This is a genomic window from Achromobacter ruhlandii, assembly GCF_902859695.1.
Taxonomy (GTDB): domain Bacteria; phylum Pseudomonadota; class Gammaproteobacteria; order Burkholderiales; family Burkholderiaceae_B; genus Achromobacter; species Achromobacter ruhlandii.
Window position 1 is genome coordinate 46119 of record NZ_CADIJL010000001.1, and the last position, 14968, is coordinate 61086.

Consider the following 14968-nt stretch of genomic DNA (forward strand, 5'->3'; position numbering starts at 1 on the left):
CCCGGCCAAGCCATTGCGGCCGTCGACTCATCCGGCGCGGCACGCCATCCTCGATGTCTACTTGCGGCCGAACAATCGCCCCAGCAGGCCGCGCGGCGCGTTGGCCTGTCGTTCCGCCGCGAGGGCTCTTTCCAATGACAGCGCCTGGTATTGCGGCTTGCCGTTCTGCTGGTAGGCCGCGGCGGCCTGGCGGAATGCCGAAGCGGATTCCGCATGGCGTGCCATGGCGCCGTAGATCTCGCCGCGCGAGAACAGGGTCCAGCTGCGGAACTCCGGGTCCATCGCGATCAGGCGGTCACAGGCCGCCAGGGCTTCGTCGTGGCGGCCCGCGGCGATCAGCGCGTTGACGGCGTCGGCCTGCAGCCTGCTGTCGTCGGGCCAGCGTTGCAGCGCGCGTTCGGCATCGGCCACCGCCTCCGGGCCGCGGCCCAGGTGGGTCAAGGCGTCGATGCGCACGCGGCGCCATTTGAGCCAATCGGGGTCCAGCGCGATCGCCACTTCGGACAGGGGCAGGGCTTCGTCGTAGCGTTCCAGGCGGGCGAGCATGTCGGCGGCGTTGCCGGGCAGGAAATCGTCGTCCGGCGCCAGTTCGTAGCCGCGCAGGTAGTACGCCAGGGCCTGCTCCCACTCGCCCTGGTCGCGTTGCGCGTTGCCGGCCACGAACAGCAATTGGGTATCGTCGCTGGTCAGCGGATCGAGCTCGCGCAGGGCTTCTTGCGCCAGCTCGGGGTGGCCGCTGCGCACATACTCGCGGGCCTGCTCCTTGCGGCCTTCCCAGCCGTTGTCCGACAGGGCGTCCAGCTTTTGCCACAGGGGAGCGGCCTCGCTGGCCCGGCCCAGGCGGTGCAGCGAGCGGGCCTTGCCCTCCAGCGGCCAGTCCCAGTCGGGCTCGCGGCGCAGCAGGCTGGTCCATTCTTCCACCGCGTCGGCATCGCGGCCCAGCGCCTGCAGGCATGAGGCCCGGTTGTGCTGGATGGCGTTTTCCTCGCCCAGGATCGCCCGCGCCCGGTCGAACAGGGCGATGGCCCGGTGCAGGTCGCCCAGGCGGCGATAGGTGTTGCCGGCGTCGTACATGAAGCGGCCGTTGTCCGGGGCGAGCGCGATCGCGCGTTCGAAGTAGGGCACGGCTTCTTTGTGGCGCCCGGCATTGGCCAGGTTGGACGCGATGTAGCAATGCGGCGCGCCGGCCTGCGGGCGCCGCTGGATCGCGCGGGTCCAGCAGTCGATGGCATCCTGCAGGCGGCCGTCGTTGATCAACAGGTAGGCTTCGGCCAGCAGCAGCCCGAAATGTCCGGAAGTACGCTGGCAGGCGTCGCGCAGCAGGCGCCAGGCCGCTTGCGGGTTGCCCTCGTCATAGCGCGCGGTGACCTGCACGGCGATGGCGTCCGGGCAGTGGGGATCGAGCGTCAGCGCCCGCGCCAGATCGGCGTCGCGCGCGGCCGCGACGCCGCGCCTGGCATGGCAGCGGGCGCGCGATGCCCACATCTCGGCGGCGTTGGGCTGCTCGCGCAGCCCTTGGTCGCACAGCGCGAGCATGCGCGTCGTGTCGCCGGCGTCTTCGGCGCGCAGGATGGATTCGATCAGATTGGACATGCGGATTCCTTGGGCGGCAAGCTGGCATCAGGGGGCGGCGGCGCCGGCGGCGTGGCGGCAGCCGTAATGGCGGTCGCTCACGGCGATGTCGTCGCTGCCGCATTGCCAGCGGCGGATGCCGCCGCCTTTGCGTTCGGCGCGCAGCTCGGGCAGGTAGACCAGGTGCTTGCCCGCCAGGGGCGAGGCGTCATTGGCATCGGCGGGGCCGGCAATGGTGAAGCGCAGCACGCCATTGGCCGGGTTCAGCTCCAGGTTGGAAAAGCCGCTGGAGGCCAGCGATTCGCGCGTCACGCCCAGGTCCTGCAAGGTCGCGGCGAACTTGCCGGTGCCGCGGTAGTGGTTTTCCGCCAGCATCCGGACCGGCTGCGATACCCGATCCAGGTGCCGCACGTCGGCCACCACGGGGTTGTCGGCATCGCGCGGACCGAGCGTCAGCGCGGCCAGCACGAAACCGGCCAGCACCAGCACTACCGCGCCCGCGGCGAACAGCAGGAACTTGCCGGCGCCGGTGATCGAGCGCGTCTGGCTCACGGCCGCCAGGATCGCGCGCGGATCGGCCCGGCTCGAAACGACGTAAGTGCCCGCGGCCCAGTTGTGCATGGCGCGTTCGCCGAACATGGCCTGCTGGATATGGTGGAACACGCCGGGCAGGGCCAGGTTCAGGGGGAACTTCATCAGGTGCCGCCACAGGGACCGCAACAGGCCGGGGCTCTGCCCGTCCCGCTTGACCACGCGCTGCTTGAACAACAGCTTGCCGGGCGAACCGGCGCCCCACGCGTCCATCAAGGCGGGCAGCAGCAGGCCCAGCAGACCGGCCGACAGGGTGAGTGCCTGGGGGCAGGGCTGTTCCAGCAATGCCTGGTAGCTCAGGGACGTGGCCCAGGAGAAGGCGAACATGGCCGCGATCATGGCGGCTGCGTCGGCCCCGCTCGCCGCCAGCCGCGACCAGATGCCGGGGATCACAGGCACGTTGGCGTGCGCCGCGCGCGGGGCCGCTGGCGCGGGCAAGGGCGCGTGGCAGCTGAAGCATTGGGTATGAGAGGCCGGATTCTGCCAATTGCACTGGGGGCACTGCATGATGCGCGTCTTATTCTGGTTGCCGTTCAAACGGAGAGCGTCCTGCGTCGCGCGGGTGGCCGCGCGATGGCCAGGCGCAGTGTATCGGACCCGTGTCGGTCTTGCTGGGGAAAACCCCGATCCCTGCCGCCCCGCGCAACGCGGGACACTTGCCGCCATGAAGCGTCCGTTGCCCGCCGCGTCCCATTCGCGCGATATCGATCCGGTTTCCCTGCGCCTGTTCCTGGCGGCGCTGGAAGAAGGCAGCCTGGCGCGCGCCGCGGCGCGCGAGAACATCGTGCCCTCGGCGGTCAGCAAGCGCATGATCGAGATGGAAGAGGTCCTGGGCGTGCCGCTGCTGGCGCGCGACGTCAAGGGCGTGCAGGCCACGCCCGCCGGCCAGGCGCTGGCCGAGCATGCGCGGCGGGTATTGCAGCAGATGGAGCGCATGCACCGCGAGATGGCGGCCTTTGCCACCGGGGTGCGGGGGCGCATCCGGCTGGCGGCCAGCGTGGCGGCGCTGTCGGGCGACCTGCCGGCGCAGATCCAGTCGTTTCGCCGCGCCTACCCACAGATCGAGATCGCGCTGGAGGAAAGCACCACGCAGCAGGTCTTCCAGGAGGTGCTGCAGGGCCGCGCCGATGTGGCCGTGGGCTCGGACTTCGGCCACGATGGCCTGCGGGTGTTTCCTTGCGGCTATTGCGAACTGGCGGCGGTGGTGCCGGGACAGCACCTGCTGGCCGACAGCGAGATCCTGGACTATGCGCAGTTGCTGCCCTATGAGCAGATCGAGCTGAACCGCGATAACGGCATCAGCGCGGTGTTCGAGCAGGCGGCGCGCGAGGCCGGCGTGACGCGCCGCATCAGCGCTCGTGTCAGTTCGCACGAGACCATCTGCAATCTGGTGGCGCGCGGCATGGGCGTGGCGGTGGTGCCCATGTATCTGAAGCCGCGCCACGCCAGCCCGGATATCCGCTTCATCGCCCTGTCCGGGCCCTGGGCGGGCACGCCGTTGTGCATCGCGGTGCGCGAACTGGACGCGCTGCCACCCGCCGCGCGCGCCCTGTTGGCGCACCTGGGCGCGGCGCCGTGGCCCTAGCCTCGCGTTCCTAGGGCTAACCCGGACGTTCCGAAACGAGAATGCCCCGGTGCTGAAAGAGCGCTTTTCCCGCGCCGCCGCGCCCGCGATGATGGCTGCGTACCGCTCGGGCCCCTGGCGCCCGGGCCTTCGATCCACGGCGCAGGCCAGAGGAAAATGTCGATGACCGCAGCACCGGCTTCCCCCTTCATGAACCAGGACGAGCTGCCCTTGCGCGGCATCAAGGTGCTGGAACTGTCCCACATGATCATGGGACCGGCCGCCGGCCTGGCGCTGGCCGACCTGGGCGCCGAGGTGATCAAGCTGGAGCCGATCGACGGCGACCACACCCGTCGCCTGAAGGGTTCGGGCAGCGGCTACTTTCCCGTTTTCAACCGCAACAAGCAGAGCCTGTCGATCGACCTGAAATCGGCCGAGGGCCAGGCGCTGGCGCGGCAGCTGGCCTTGCAGGCCGACATGGTGGTCGAGAATTTCCGCGACGGCGGCCTGGCGCAGTACGGGCTGGACTACGCCTCGTTGTCGGCCGAGAACCCGCGGCTGATCTATGTGTCGCTCAAGGGCTTCCTGTCCGGCCCCTACAAGCACCGCACCGCGCTGGATGAGGTGGTGCAGATGATGGGCGGACTGGCCTACATCAATGGCGGCGCGGACACGCCGCAGCGCGTGGCGGCGTCGGTCAATGACATCCTGGGCGGCACCTTCGGCGTGGTGGGCGCGCTGGCCGCGCTGCACGATCGGCATGTCACCGGGCGCGGCCGCCATGTGCGCTCGGGCCTGTTCGAGAACAACCTGCTGCTGGTGGCACAGTTCATCGCGCAGTACCAGCTGACCGGCGCCGCGCCCAAACCCTTCGGCGCGGAGCGCAAGCCGCCATGGGGCGTGTACGACGTGTTCGAGACCGCCGATGGGCGGGTGTTCGTGGCCGTGGTGGGCGATGCCCAATGGCGAAATTTCGCGCAGAAATTCCTGCCGCCCGAATGGGCCGCCGATCCGCGCCTGGCCACCGCCGTGGACCGCGAGGCGGCGCGTTCCTGGCTGGTGCCTGGCGTGGGCGCGATCCTCAAGACCTGGAAGACCGACGAATTGTGCGCGGCGCTGGAGGCCGCCAATCTGTCGTACGGGCCGATCCGCCAGCCGCACGACCTGTTGCACGATGAGCACCTGAATGCCGGCGGCGCGCTGCTGGCCACGGCCCTGCCGGACGGCGGCGAAATCGCCGCGGCGGCGCTGCCGATCGAATTCGATGGCCTGAAGGCCGGCAAGCGCTTCGATCCGCCGGCCCAGGGGCGCGATACCAAAGCCATCCTGCGGGGCCTGGGGCTGGATGCCGCGCGCATCGAGGCCCTGCGCGCCGCGGGCGTGGTGCATTGCGAGGACAAGGCATGAACCGGCCGTAGAGCCGGTCCCCGTCGAGGCGGCGCCAGACCGCCAAGACATACACCAAAGAGGAGACTTTCCGATGATCCGCAGACTCTTGGCGGTGGCCGCGATGGCCGTCGCATGCGTGGCGCACGCGCAGGACTATCCCAGCAAGCCCATCCGCATCATCATCCCGTCCACGCCGGGCGGCGGCACCGATTACATCGGGCGCCTGATGGGCAACAAGCTGCACGAACTGAACGGCTGGTCGGTGGTGCCCGAGAACAAGCCGGGCGCGGGTACGGCGCTGGGACTGGCCGAGGCGGCGCGCGCGCCGGCGCAGGGCTATGACCTGGTGATCGGGCAGTCTGACAACGTCACGCTGATTCCGCTGTTGATGAAGGTGGCCTACGATCCGGTCAAGGATCTGGTGCCGGTGGCGCTGGTGGCCACCACGCCGATGGTGCTGCTGGTGTCCGACAGCTCGCCGTACAAGACCCTGCCGGAAGTGATCGAGGCCGCGCGCAAGGCGCCCAACACGCTGTCCTACGGCACCTCGGGCACGGGCGGCGGCGTGCATATCGCCATGGAAATGCTGCAGCACGAGGCCGGCTTCAAGATGCAGCACGTGCCGTACAAGGGCTCGGCGCCGGCGCTGGCCGACCTGATGGGCGGGCACCTGCAGTTCGCCGGCTCGTCGATCTCGTCGGCGGCCTCGTTGATCAAGGCGGGCAAGGTGCGCGCGCTGGCGGTGACTTCGCCCAAGCGCAATCCCGCGCTGCCCGACGTGCCGACCGTGGCCGAGCTGGGCTACAAGGATTTCAGCGTGGTGACCTATTACGGCGTGCTGGCGCCGGCCAAGACGCCGGCCGCGGTGGTGGCGCGCCTGAATGCCGATTTCAACAAGCTGCTGGCGCGCCCGGATGTGCGCGATGCGCTGGCCGCGCAGGGGCTGGAGGCCGATCCGGTGTCGTCGGAGCAGTTCGCCGCGCTGATCCGCTCGGACATCGGCAAGGCGCGCCAGACCATCGCCACCGCGGGCATCGTGGTGCAGCAATAGCGGGCGGCGCATTCGACCAGGGAAACGACATGGACCAGGCAGTGAGATTGTGCGAGGTGGGCCCGCGCGACGGGTTGCAGATGGCGCGCGGCATGATGGCCGCCGCCGACAAGCTGCGCTGGATACGGCAGCTGGCGGCCGCGGGCCTGCGCGAGATCGAGGTGGGCAGTTTCGTGTCGCCGCGCCTGGTGCCGCAGATGGCCGATACGGCGCGGGTGCTGCCGCAGGCTTTGGGCATCGATGGCCTGACCGTGTGCGCGCTGGCCTGCAACCTGAAGGGCGCCATCGCGGCGTATGAGGCGGGCGCGCACGTGGTCGCGATTCCCGTTTCGGTCAGCGACACGCACAGTCATGCCAATGTCGGCAAGGGCACGGACGCGCAGGTCGAGGCCGTGGCCGCGATTGCCGACTGGCTGCGGGCGCAGGCGCGGCCGGTGCGGCTGGACGTGGCGGTGGCCACGGCCTTCGGCTGCTCGATGGAAGGGGCGGTGCCGGTGCGCCGCGTGGCGCAGGTGGCCGCGGCGGTGATGCGCGCCGGCGCCGACGAGATCGCGCTGGCCGACACCGTCGGCTATGCCCATCCGGCGGGCGTGCGCGAGGCCGTGCGCGCCGCCCAGGATGCCGTCGGCGCCCGGCTGGTGAAGCTGCACCTGCACGACACCATGGGGCTGGGCCTGGCCAATGCGCTGGCCGGCCTGGATGAAGGCATCCGCGCGTTCGACGCCTGCCTGGGCGGGCTGGGCGGTTGCCCGTTCGCGCCGGGGGCGTCGGGCAATATCGTCACCGAGGATCTGGTGTTCATGCTGGAAAGCATGGGCTACCGCACTGGCGTCGACCTGCCGAGGCTGCTGGCCGCGCGCGCCTTGCTGGCGGCGTCGTTGCCGCAGGAGACTTTGCGCAGCGGCGTGGCGGCGGCGGGCATTCCCAAGACCTACGCCGCGTCCCCGGCCGCCTGAGCCACGGCCCGCGCCGGCGGTATTATGTGCCGTCCCCGTTCTGGCGGCTGGCCGCCGCGCGCCCATGGCTCTCGCTTCCACTGCGCTTCTCGATCGTCTGCTTGCCGATGGCGTCATCCGCCCGGATCATTACGAGGCCGCGCGCCAGCGGCTGGGCGATGCCACGGTGCAATCCTGGGCCTCGCTGGGCGAGGCGCTGTTCTGGCTGGTGGATGAGGGCATTGTGTCCGACGCGGATCTCGGGGCCATCGGCGAGCTGTCGGTGACCGAGGGCGCCTTTGCCGGCAATGCCACGCGCCGCCAGGCGCTGGCCGAGATGGATGCGCTGATGCAGCGCAAACTTGAAGAATACGAACGGCAGATCCGGCAGGCGACCCTGAAGGCGGCCTTTCCCGGCCCACGTTGGGCCTGGCGCGGCGGCGCTCTCATCGCGGTGGCGGCGGTTGCATGGTACCTGTTCGCGCCGGCCTCGCCGCCGCGGTGCGATGACGCCGACGTGCAGAAGACGCTGCGCGCCAGCCTGTTCACTTCGCGCATCCAGCAGATGTCCCGCAATCCGCTGGCCGGCGGCGCCACGCCCGCCGATCTGTACCTGGCGACGTTTTCGGACGTGCAGGAGGTCGGTTACCTCAAGCCGGAGCGCTCGCGCGGATGCATCGCCACGCTCAAGGCCGGCGAGGCCAGCTCCGTCCTGGCCTACACCATCGGCCCGAACGACAAGGGCGAGATGATGATCGCCGGCGCGGATCCGCGCGTGGTGCGGGCCCGTTACGGCCAGCTCGGTGCCGATGGCAAGCCGCGCGCCGTCGGCCAGCCGGCGGGCGCGGCGCGACTGGCCGCCGCCTTCGAGCAGGGCGCGGCGGCTTTCGACGAGCTGACCCGGGGCGCGGCGCGCAAGGCCGCGTACGACCGGCAGCGCGAGCGCATGGGCCTGCCGCCGGAAACCGATACGCGCACCGTGCGCAATGTGCAGCCGCTGGGCGACTGCAAGGACCTTGGCGGCGGCCGGTGGTCATGCCGCCTGCAGGGCGAGTACCGCGACCGGCTGATGTCCGCCATCGGCCGCGCCGACTGGCAGGTGTTCGAAGGTGATTTCGAGTTCTTGCGGGAGGGCGACGCTTGGCGCGTGGGCGAACCCTTCACGCGCCAATACATGGATGCGGTCGTGCGCGGCCGGGTCGCCGAATTGAAAGGTGACGAGGCGGCCGCGCGGCTCGAGCAGATCCAGCGTCAGCGGTCGGATGCGGTGGCGCCATCGACGGACGCGGCGCCGGCCGCGGCAGGTGGCCGCGAGCATCGCGGTGATGGCGCCGTGATCAACCAATGACGCGGGTCCGGGCCCTGGGGCGTGGCGCGATTGAGGCCGCCGCCCGCCGATTGGGGGCCATGGCGCAAAAAAGGGGGCGGACGGATTCCTGGCGGAAGCGGTGAGATTCGAACTCACGAACGGTTGCCCGTTGCCGGTTTTCAAGACCGGTGCAATCGACCACTCTGCCACGCTTCCTGGTCCCGCACTGTACTGCGGAGGCGGCAATCCGGCCGCCAGGCAAACACTCTACCCGGCGACAACGCGACTTGCCGTAAAGGGCGCAATAATAATCCATTTGCTGCGAAGGAGGCACGCGATGCACTGTGTAGAAATCTCCCGCCCCGGCGGCCCCGAGGTCCTGGTTCCCGCCGAACGCCCCACGCCCGAGGCCGGCAAGGGCGAAGTGCTGATTAAGGTCAGCGCCGCGGGCGTCAACCGTCCCGACGTGTTCCAGCGCAAGGGCAACTATGCGCCGCCCCCCGGGGCGTCCGACCTGCCGGGCCTGGAAGTGGCCGGTGAAATCGTCGGCGGCGACCTGGCCGGCAGCGGCCTGGCGCTGGGCGACAAGGTGTGCGCGCTGGTCGCGGGCGGCGGCTACGCCGAATACTGCGTCGCGCCGGCCGCCCAGTGCCTGCCGATTCCCAAGGGCCTGTCCGATATCGAAGCCGCCGGCCTGCCGGAAACCTACTTTACGGTCTGGAGCAACGTGTTCGACCGCGGCCGCCTGGCCGATGGCGAGATCCTGCTGGTGCACGGCGGCGCCAGCGGCATCGGCACCACGGCCATCCAGCTGGCCCGCGCCCTGGGCAACACGGTCTACGCCACCGTGGGCAGCGATGACCGCGCCCGCGCGGTCGAGGCCCTGGGCGCCGCGCGCGGCATCAATTACAAGACGCAGGACTTCGTCAAGGAAGTGAAGGACGCCACCGGCGGCCGCGGCGTCGACGTGATCCTGGACATGGTGGCCGGCGATTACATCGCCCGCGACATGCAGTGCCTGGCCGACGACGGCCGCATCGTCATCATCGCCCAGTTGGGCGGCGCGCAGGCCAATGTCGATACCAGCCAGGTCATGCGCCGCCGCCTGACCATCACCGGCTCCACCCTGCGGCCGCGCCCGGTAGCCTTCAAGGGCGCCATCGCCCGGGCGCTGCGCGAGCGCGCCTGGCCTCTGCTGGAGCAGGGCGCGATCAAGCCGATCGTGCACGCCACCTTCCCGCTGGCCCAGGCCGCCCAGGCCCACGCCATGATGGAAGGCGGCGAGAACATCGGCAAAATCATCCTGACCGTGTAAGAATCGCGCGGCGTTCGGCGCGGCGCCGCGCAACAGGATACAATCACGGGTTTCGCCTGGAATTATTTCCAGGCCAGCCCGTGGGCGGGTGCTTTTCCCCCGGGTTCACCCACTCTGACATTTGCGCCATGACTTCAGTCGAACACCGCGCCCGCCTCGTGCTGGGCAACTGGAAGATGCACGGCAACCTGGCCGAGAATGCCGCGTTGCTGACCGAACTGCGCGCCGCGGATGCCGCCAGCCATTGCGAAATCGGCGTCTGCGTTCCGTTTCCGTACCTGGCGCAGGCCGCCTCGGCCCTGACCGGCAGCGCCGTGTCGTGGGGCGCGCAGGACGTCAGCGCCCACGACAAGGGCGCCTACACGGGCGAAGTCGCCGGCGCCATGCTCAAGGAATTCGGCTGCCGTTATGCGCTGGCCGGCCACTCCGAGCGCCGCGTGCTGCACGGTGAAACCGACCAGATGGTCGCCGACAAGGCGCGTGCGGCCCTGGCCGCCGGCCTGACCCCGGTGGTGTGCGTGGGCGAGTCCCTGGCCGACCGCGAGGCCGGCAACACGCTGGCCGTGATCGAGCGCCAGCTCAAGCCGGTGCTGGCGCTGGGCGCCGAGGCCGTCTCGCGCATGGTGCTGGCCTACGAGCCCGTCTGGGCCATCGGCACCGGCCGCACCGCCAGCCCCGAGCAGGCGCAGGAAGTCCACGGCGCCATCCGCGCCGCCCTGGCCGCGCTGGGCGCGGCCCAGGTGCAGGTTTTGTACGGCGGCAGCGTCAAAGCTGCCAATGCCGCCAGTTTGTTCGCCATGACTGATATCGACGGAGCCCTGGTCGGCGGCGCGTCGCTCGTGGCCGAAGAATTTTTGCGAATCGCCGCCATCTAAGTTTCCGTTCCGGAGTCTGTAATGCCCTTGATGCTCAAACTTCTGCTGGCCGTCCAAGTGATCTCGGCGCTGGCTATCATCGTGCTGGTCCTGCTGCAGCAGGGCAAAGGCGCCGACATGGGGTCCGCGTTCGGCAGCGGCTCGTCGGGCAGCCTGTTCGGCGCCACCGGCGCGGCCAACTTCCTGTCGCGCGCCACCAAGTGGGCCGCGGTGGTCTTCTTTGCCTCCACGGCCGGCCTGGCCTATGTCAGCCACAAGGGCACCAGCGGCCCGGCCGTCGACTCCGGCGTGATGCAGAACTTCCCGGCCGACCGTTCCGTGCCGCAGGTGCCGGGCGCCGCGCCCGCTCCGCAGGGCGCCGGTGCGTCGTCGGTGCCGGGCGCCTCGTCCGTGCCGGGCGCGGCCTCGTCGGTGCCTGGCGCCGGTTCGGCCCCGGCTGCCAAGCCGGACGCCTCGGTGCCGTCGGCCCCGGCCGCTTCGGGCGACAAGCCGGCTGAAACGCCGGCCAAGTAAGCCTCGACAGCATGAGAAAGGCCGGCGGATCGCCGGCCTTTTTTCTTGGTGGCGCCGCAGCGGCGCCGGTTGGTGGGGCAAGGATGCGTTCAGGCGCCCGGCAGCATGTGGCGCGCCGACACCGCCAGGATGCGTTCAGCGGATTCGCGCAGCTGGCGCGCTTCGCGGTAGGCCCGCAACGACAAAACGGCGTCGTAGCGGCGCGAACTGCGCGGGCCGGCGAGCAGCGTGGGGCGACGAGCCAGAATGGGGGAGATCAGACGTTGCATGGTGGAACCTTTCTACGGGCCTGAGGCCCTGTTGTGTATGGCTGGCATCGTAAGCCGGCCAGGCATGCGCGCCAACGAATTCCCTTTCATATGAATATCCGGAGGAAATTCCCCGGGAACAACCCCGGGTGTGCGCATGAGGATGCCAGTATTGCCGGGCGACATGACAGATTGATGCCAGCGGCCGTCGCGCTTGTAAGGGCTTGTTGCCCGAGCGGGAAGGGCCTGTTCGGCAGCGGCGGGGTGAGCGACGTGCCGGGACGAATTGACGCGAAGCGGCAATTGCGTGATAGAATGTTCGACTTTCCAGGAAAGCACTGCTTTTCCGAGAAGCCGACGTGGTGAAATTGGTAGACACGCTATCTTGAGGGGGTAGTGGCGAAAGCTGTGCGAGTTCGAGTCTCGCCGTCGGCACCAGGAATTCCTCGTGAAACGCCCGCTGAAACGCAAGTTCCAGCGGGCGTTTTGCATGGGCGCTCCATATATGGCCCCGGTGTGGCCTGCCCCAACGTCGCTGGCGCATGGCGCTAGGCGCTAGGCGCATGGCCGATCCTTGCGCGCGAGCCCGCCTTCTGCTTTACCCCTCCTGCTTTACCTTTCCTTCACCAACCTTTCATTTAGCTGTTATTCCCACGTCATGTTGGGGAACGATCATGCCGCCAGGCTGGATCGCGGGTGAACCGGCCAGAACATCGAAAATGACAGGAAATCTGATGAGCGTTTCGGACCAGGACGACATCCCGTCCAACCCCTCCACGGCACCGCATTTCAATGAAGTGGTGCGACGCGCGGTGTCGCGTCGCGGTTTTCTCAAGGCTGGCCTGGGGGCTGGCGCCGTCGGCTTCATGGGCGCGGGCCTGACCGCCTGTGGCGGGGATGACAACGATGACGATTCCCCCGCCGGCGAAAATCCCGGCGCCACCAACCCCGGCGGCGAAACGCCCGCCAAGCCGGTGGAACTCAATTTCAAGGCCGTGCCCATCAGCACCGCCGACACCGTGGTGGTGCCCGAGGGCTACCAGTTCGCCGTGATCAGCCGCTGGGGCGATCCGCTGTTCGCCGGCGCGCCGGCCTTCAAGGCCGATGCCAGCAACGGCGGCGACGACCAGGCCCGCCAGCTGGGCTACAACCATGACGGCCTGCATTTCTTCCCGATCGACGGCACCGATAGCGTCAATGGCAGCAGCGTGGAAGGCCTGATGGTCACCAACCACGAATACACCACGCCCGAGTACTTCTATCCCGTCGGCGTGCAGCCCGGCAACGCGCAGTGGAACCTGGACTGGGTGCGCAAGTCGCAGCACGCGCACGGCGTGTCGGTGCGCCATCTGCGTCTGACCAATGGCAAGTGGGAAGCGGTGCTGGATTCGCCCTTCAACCGCAGCGTCAATGCCAACGTCGCCATGCAACTGGTGGGACCGGCCGCCGGCAACCGCCTGGTGCGCACCAACGCCGACCCGTCGGGCACGCGCTGCTTCGGCACCTTCGGCAATTGCGGCAACGGCTACACGCTGTGGAACACCTACCTGACGTGCGAAGAGAACTTCACCGACTACTTCGGCGTCGGCACGGCCGACCCGGCCACGGTGAACTATCCCGACGCCGAATACCAGGCGCACATGGAGCGCTACAAGGGCTCGGGCAAGACCTCCAGCAGCTCGTACCGCTGGGATCACTACGACAACCGCTTCAACTGGGCGATGGAGCCCAACGAATACAACCGTTGCGGCTGGGTGGTGGAGATCGATCCGTTCGATCCGAACTCCACGCCCAAGAAACTGACCGCGCTGGGCCGCTTCAAGCACGAGAACGCGGCGATGACGCTGGCCGATGACAAGCGCGTGGTGGTCTACATGGGCGACGACCAGGTCAGCGAGTACATCTACAAGTTCGTGTCCGACGGCAAGTACGACCCGGCCCGCCCGGCGCTGAACCGCCTGCTGCTGGACAAGGGCACGCTGTACGTCGCGCGCTTCCTGGACGGCGCCGCGCAGGGCGATGCCATGGGCGTGGGCGAGTGGATCCCGCTCAAGCTCGACACGCCGGCGCTGGCCGGCGGCACCCTGGGCGCGCTGTTCAACCAGGACATGGGCGAACTGCTGGTCAAGACCCGCCAGGCCGCCGATGCGGTGGGCGCGACGCCGATGGACCGGCCCGAGTGGATCACCACCCACCCGACCACCCGCGAAGCCTACGTCACGCTGACCAACAACAGCTCGCGCGGCAGCAGCAGCGCGCGCTATCCGGGCGGCCCCCAGCATCCGGGCGCCAACGATGCCAACCCCCGCACCGGCAACCAGTACGGCCAGATCGTGCGCTGGCGCGAGAAGAACGGCGATCCGGCGTCGCTGACGTTCGAGTGGGACATCTTCGTGCTGGCCGGCAACCCGACGCTGTATCCGCGCACCGACCTGCGCAGCGGCTCGGCCAACGTCACGGCGGACAACACCTTCAACAGCCCGGATGGCCTGGCTTTCGACAAGCGCGGCCTGCTGTGGATCGAGACGGACGGCAACTACTCCAACACCGGCGCCTACGCCGGCCAGGGTAACAACCAGATGCTGGTGGCCAATCCGGCCACCAAGGAAATCCGCCGCTTCATGACGGGGCCCATCGGGTGCGAAGTGACCGGCCTGACCTGGACGCCGGACCAGAAGTACCTGTTCATCAACATCCAGCACCCGGGCGAAGGTCCGAGCGTGACGGATGCGCAGAACAATCCGCTGATGGCATCCAAGTGGCCCGACGACGCCACCGCCACGCGGCCGCGCCCGGCCACGGTGGTGATCTGGAAGCAGGACGGCAGCGCCGTCGGCACCTGACGACGATGCGCCGGATGGCGGCGGGCCGCGTGCCCGCCATCGTCGTGGCGCAGGCGTGAATGGCCGGCACCTTGTGTGCCGGCTTCTTTTTTTTGGGGCGGCGGCGCGCTGCCGGGCGTGCGTGGGAAAAGCGCCGTCCGCCTGCCGTCAATGCAGGTTGTGGCCGAAGGCAATGGCCGCGGCCACGAAGGTCGCGGCGCCGATGCCGGCCAGCCAGTAGGCCCGCCGGGCCGCCATCGCCTCATTGCGGCCGAACGCCACCAGCAGTGCGATCAGCGACCAGATGCCGGTGAAGGCGAGCAGGGCGAGGGTGTAGACGAAACCGGACAGGTCGTAGCCCCCGCCGCCGATGGACGGATAATCCGGGCTGCGCGGCCAGAGCAGGGCCACGTGCGGCACGGTGACCAGCGCGAACACGGCCAGCCAGATCAGGAATCGGCGGTCTTTCAGCATGGGTGGGCTCCGGATGGGGGAAACCGTAGTCTGACACCATTTGCGCCAGATCCGGCGCCGCCGTCGGCGCGGCCGCGACTCACACGGCGGCCGGCGCTTCGCCCTGGTAGGCGTGGTGCAGCATCGCAATGAAGTCTTCGGCCTTGGGCAAGACCGCGTGCACCACCCGGCTGACGGCCATGCCGGGGGGGCAGGGAGTTCATCACCGGGGAGGGGGACGGGGCGGCGCGGGACAGGCTGCGCTTGCGCGCACTATCCGGGATCGCGCGAGGTCCGGGAAACGAATGTTGCTTAAGGGATCTTCAAGCGG

At 69.1% G+C, this 14968-nt stretch carries 13 protein-coding genes and 2 tRNA genes; 10 read left to right on the forward strand and 5 right to left on the reverse strand.

All coding sequences use genetic code 11. The features are described from left to right. Positions 1 to 57 precede the first annotated feature (57 nt). Together HV742_RS00215 and HV742_RS00220 are read right to left on the reverse strand one after the other, a co-directional pair. Positions 58 to 1593, reverse strand: coding sequence for a tetratricopeptide repeat protein (locus HV742_RS00215; protein WP_175144258.1), 1536 nt, complete (start codon positions 1591 to 1593; stop codon positions 58 to 60). 27 nt (positions 1594 to 1620) lie between these two features. After that, positions 1621 to 2670: an RDD family protein gene (locus HV742_RS00220; protein ID WP_420921281.1), complete on the reverse strand. Its 1050-nt coding sequence runs from the start codon at positions 2668 to 2670 to the stop codon at positions 1621 to 1623. Between the two features lie 157 nt (positions 2671 to 2827). On the opposite strand from HV742_RS00220, the gene HV742_RS00225 reads away from it, so the two are divergent. From HV742_RS00225 to HV742_RS00245, 5 genes are all read left to right on the forward strand, one after another. After that, positions 2828 to 3748 (forward strand): LysR family transcriptional regulator, encoded by a 921-nt coding sequence (locus HV742_RS00225; RefSeq protein WP_175144259.1) that lies wholly within the window; start codon positions 2828 to 2830, stop codon positions 3746 to 3748. A 162-nt stretch (positions 3749 to 3910) separates the two neighbouring features. Beyond that, a complete protein-coding gene (locus HV742_RS00230) occupies positions 3911 to 5134 on the forward strand; it encodes a CaiB/BaiF CoA transferase family protein (protein ID WP_175144260.1) in 1224 nt (407 codons plus the stop codon). A gap of 73 nt (positions 5135 to 5207) precedes the next feature. After that, a complete protein-coding gene (locus HV742_RS00235; protein ID WP_059269460.1) occupies positions 5208 to 6167 on the forward strand; it encodes a Bug family tripartite tricarboxylate transporter substrate binding protein in 960 nt (319 codons plus the stop codon). Positions 6168 to 6196: 29 nt separating this feature from the next. Continuing rightward, positions 6197 to 7123, forward strand: coding sequence for a hydroxymethylglutaryl-CoA lyase (locus HV742_RS00240; protein WP_054417557.1), 927 nt, complete (start codon positions 6197 to 6199; stop codon positions 7121 to 7123). A gap of 64 nt (positions 7124 to 7187) precedes the next feature. After that, on the forward strand, positions 7188 to 8450 hold the full coding sequence (locus HV742_RS00245; protein WP_175144261.1) for a hypothetical protein: 1263 nt from the start codon (positions 7188 to 7190) through the stop codon (positions 8448 to 8450). Between the two features lie 89 nt (positions 8451 to 8539). Here HV742_RS00245 and HV742_RS00250 read toward each other — a convergent pair. Next, positions 8540 to 8627, reverse strand: a tRNA-Ser gene (locus tag HV742_RS00250). Positions 8628 to 8748: 121 nt separating this feature from the next. On the opposite strand from HV742_RS00250, the gene HV742_RS00255 reads away from it, so the two are divergent. The 3 genes from HV742_RS00255 (at position 8749) to secG (ending at position 11114) form a co-directional block, all read left to right on the forward strand. Continuing rightward, positions 8749 to 9726 (forward strand): NAD(P)H-quinone oxidoreductase, encoded by a 978-nt coding sequence (locus tag HV742_RS00255; RefSeq protein ID WP_049071874.1) that lies wholly within the window; start codon positions 8749 to 8751, stop codon positions 9724 to 9726. Between the two features lie 128 nt (positions 9727 to 9854). Beyond that, entirely contained in the window at positions 9855 to 10601 is a 747-nt protein-coding gene (tpiA, locus tag HV742_RS00260; protein WP_026382285.1) for a triose-phosphate isomerase, read from the forward strand. Between the two features lie 21 nt (positions 10602 to 10622). Next, a complete protein-coding gene (gene secG, locus HV742_RS00265) occupies positions 10623 to 11114 on the forward strand; it encodes a preprotein translocase subunit SecG (RefSeq protein ID WP_059269463.1) in 492 nt (163 codons plus the stop codon). 89 nt (positions 11115 to 11203) lie between these two features. Here the strand turns inward: secG and HV742_RS00270 are convergent, their stop codons facing one another. After that, entirely contained in the window at positions 11204 to 11383 is a 180-nt protein-coding gene (locus HV742_RS00270; protein WP_049071878.1) for a hypothetical protein, read from the reverse strand. A 332-nt stretch (positions 11384 to 11715) separates the two neighbouring features. Between HV742_RS00270 and HV742_RS00275 the strand changes: the two genes are divergently transcribed. Then, positions 11716 to 11800, forward strand: a tRNA-Leu gene (locus HV742_RS00275). A gap of 296 nt (positions 11801 to 12096) precedes the next feature. Next, positions 12097 to 14205, forward strand: a complete 2109-nt coding sequence (locus HV742_RS00280) for a PhoX family protein (RefSeq protein ID WP_175144262.1) — start codon at positions 12097 to 12099, stop codon at positions 14203 to 14205. 147 nt (positions 14206 to 14352) lie between these two features. Here HV742_RS00280 and HV742_RS00285 read toward each other — a convergent pair whose 3' ends face one another. Further along, on the reverse strand, positions 14353 to 14658 hold the full coding sequence (locus tag HV742_RS00285) for a hypothetical protein (RefSeq protein WP_175144263.1): 306 nt from the start codon (positions 14656 to 14658) through the stop codon (positions 14353 to 14355). Positions 14659 to 14968: the final 310 nt, after the last annotated feature.

Coding starts and splice junctions, on each gene's coding strand:
- HV742_RS00215 (WP_175144258.1), bottom strand. CDS start 1,593: ATGTCCAATCTGATCGAATCCATCCTGCGCGCCGAAGACGCCGGCGAC.
- HV742_RS00220 (WP_420921281.1), bottom strand. CDS start 2,670: ATGCAGTGCCCCCAGTGCAATTGGCAGAATCCGGCCTCTCATACCCAA.
- HV742_RS00225 (WP_175144259.1), top strand. CDS start 2,828: ATGAAGCGTCCGTTGCCCGCCGCGTCCCATTCGCGCGATATCGATCCG.
- HV742_RS00230 (WP_175144260.1), top strand. CDS start 3,911: ATGACCGCAGCACCGGCTTCCCCCTTCATGAACCAGGACGAGCTGCCC.
- HV742_RS00235 (WP_059269460.1), top strand. CDS start 5,208: ATGATCCGCAGACTCTTGGCGGTGGCCGCGATGGCCGTCGCATGCGTG.
- HV742_RS00240 (WP_054417557.1), top strand. CDS start 6,197: ATGGACCAGGCAGTGAGATTGTGCGAGGTGGGCCCGCGCGACGGGTTG.
- HV742_RS00245 (WP_175144261.1), top strand. CDS start 7,188: ATGGCTCTCGCTTCCACTGCGCTTCTCGATCGTCTGCTTGCCGATGGC.
- HV742_RS00255 (WP_049071874.1), top strand. CDS start 8,749: ATGCACTGTGTAGAAATCTCCCGCCCCGGCGGCCCCGAGGTCCTGGTT.
- tpiA (WP_026382285.1), top strand. CDS start 9,855: ATGACTTCAGTCGAACACCGCGCCCGCCTCGTGCTGGGCAACTGGAAG.
- secG (WP_059269463.1), top strand. CDS start 10,623: ATGCCCTTGATGCTCAAACTTCTGCTGGCCGTCCAAGTGATCTCGGCG.
- HV742_RS00270 (WP_049071878.1), bottom strand. CDS start 11,383: ATGCAACGTCTGATCTCCCCCATTCTGGCTCGTCGCCCCACGCTGCTC.
- HV742_RS00280 (WP_175144262.1), top strand. CDS start 12,097: ATGAGCGTTTCGGACCAGGACGACATCCCGTCCAACCCCTCCACGGCA.
- HV742_RS00285 (WP_175144263.1), bottom strand. CDS start 14,658: ATGCTGAAAGACCGCCGATTCCTGATCTGGCTGGCCGTGTTCGCGCTG.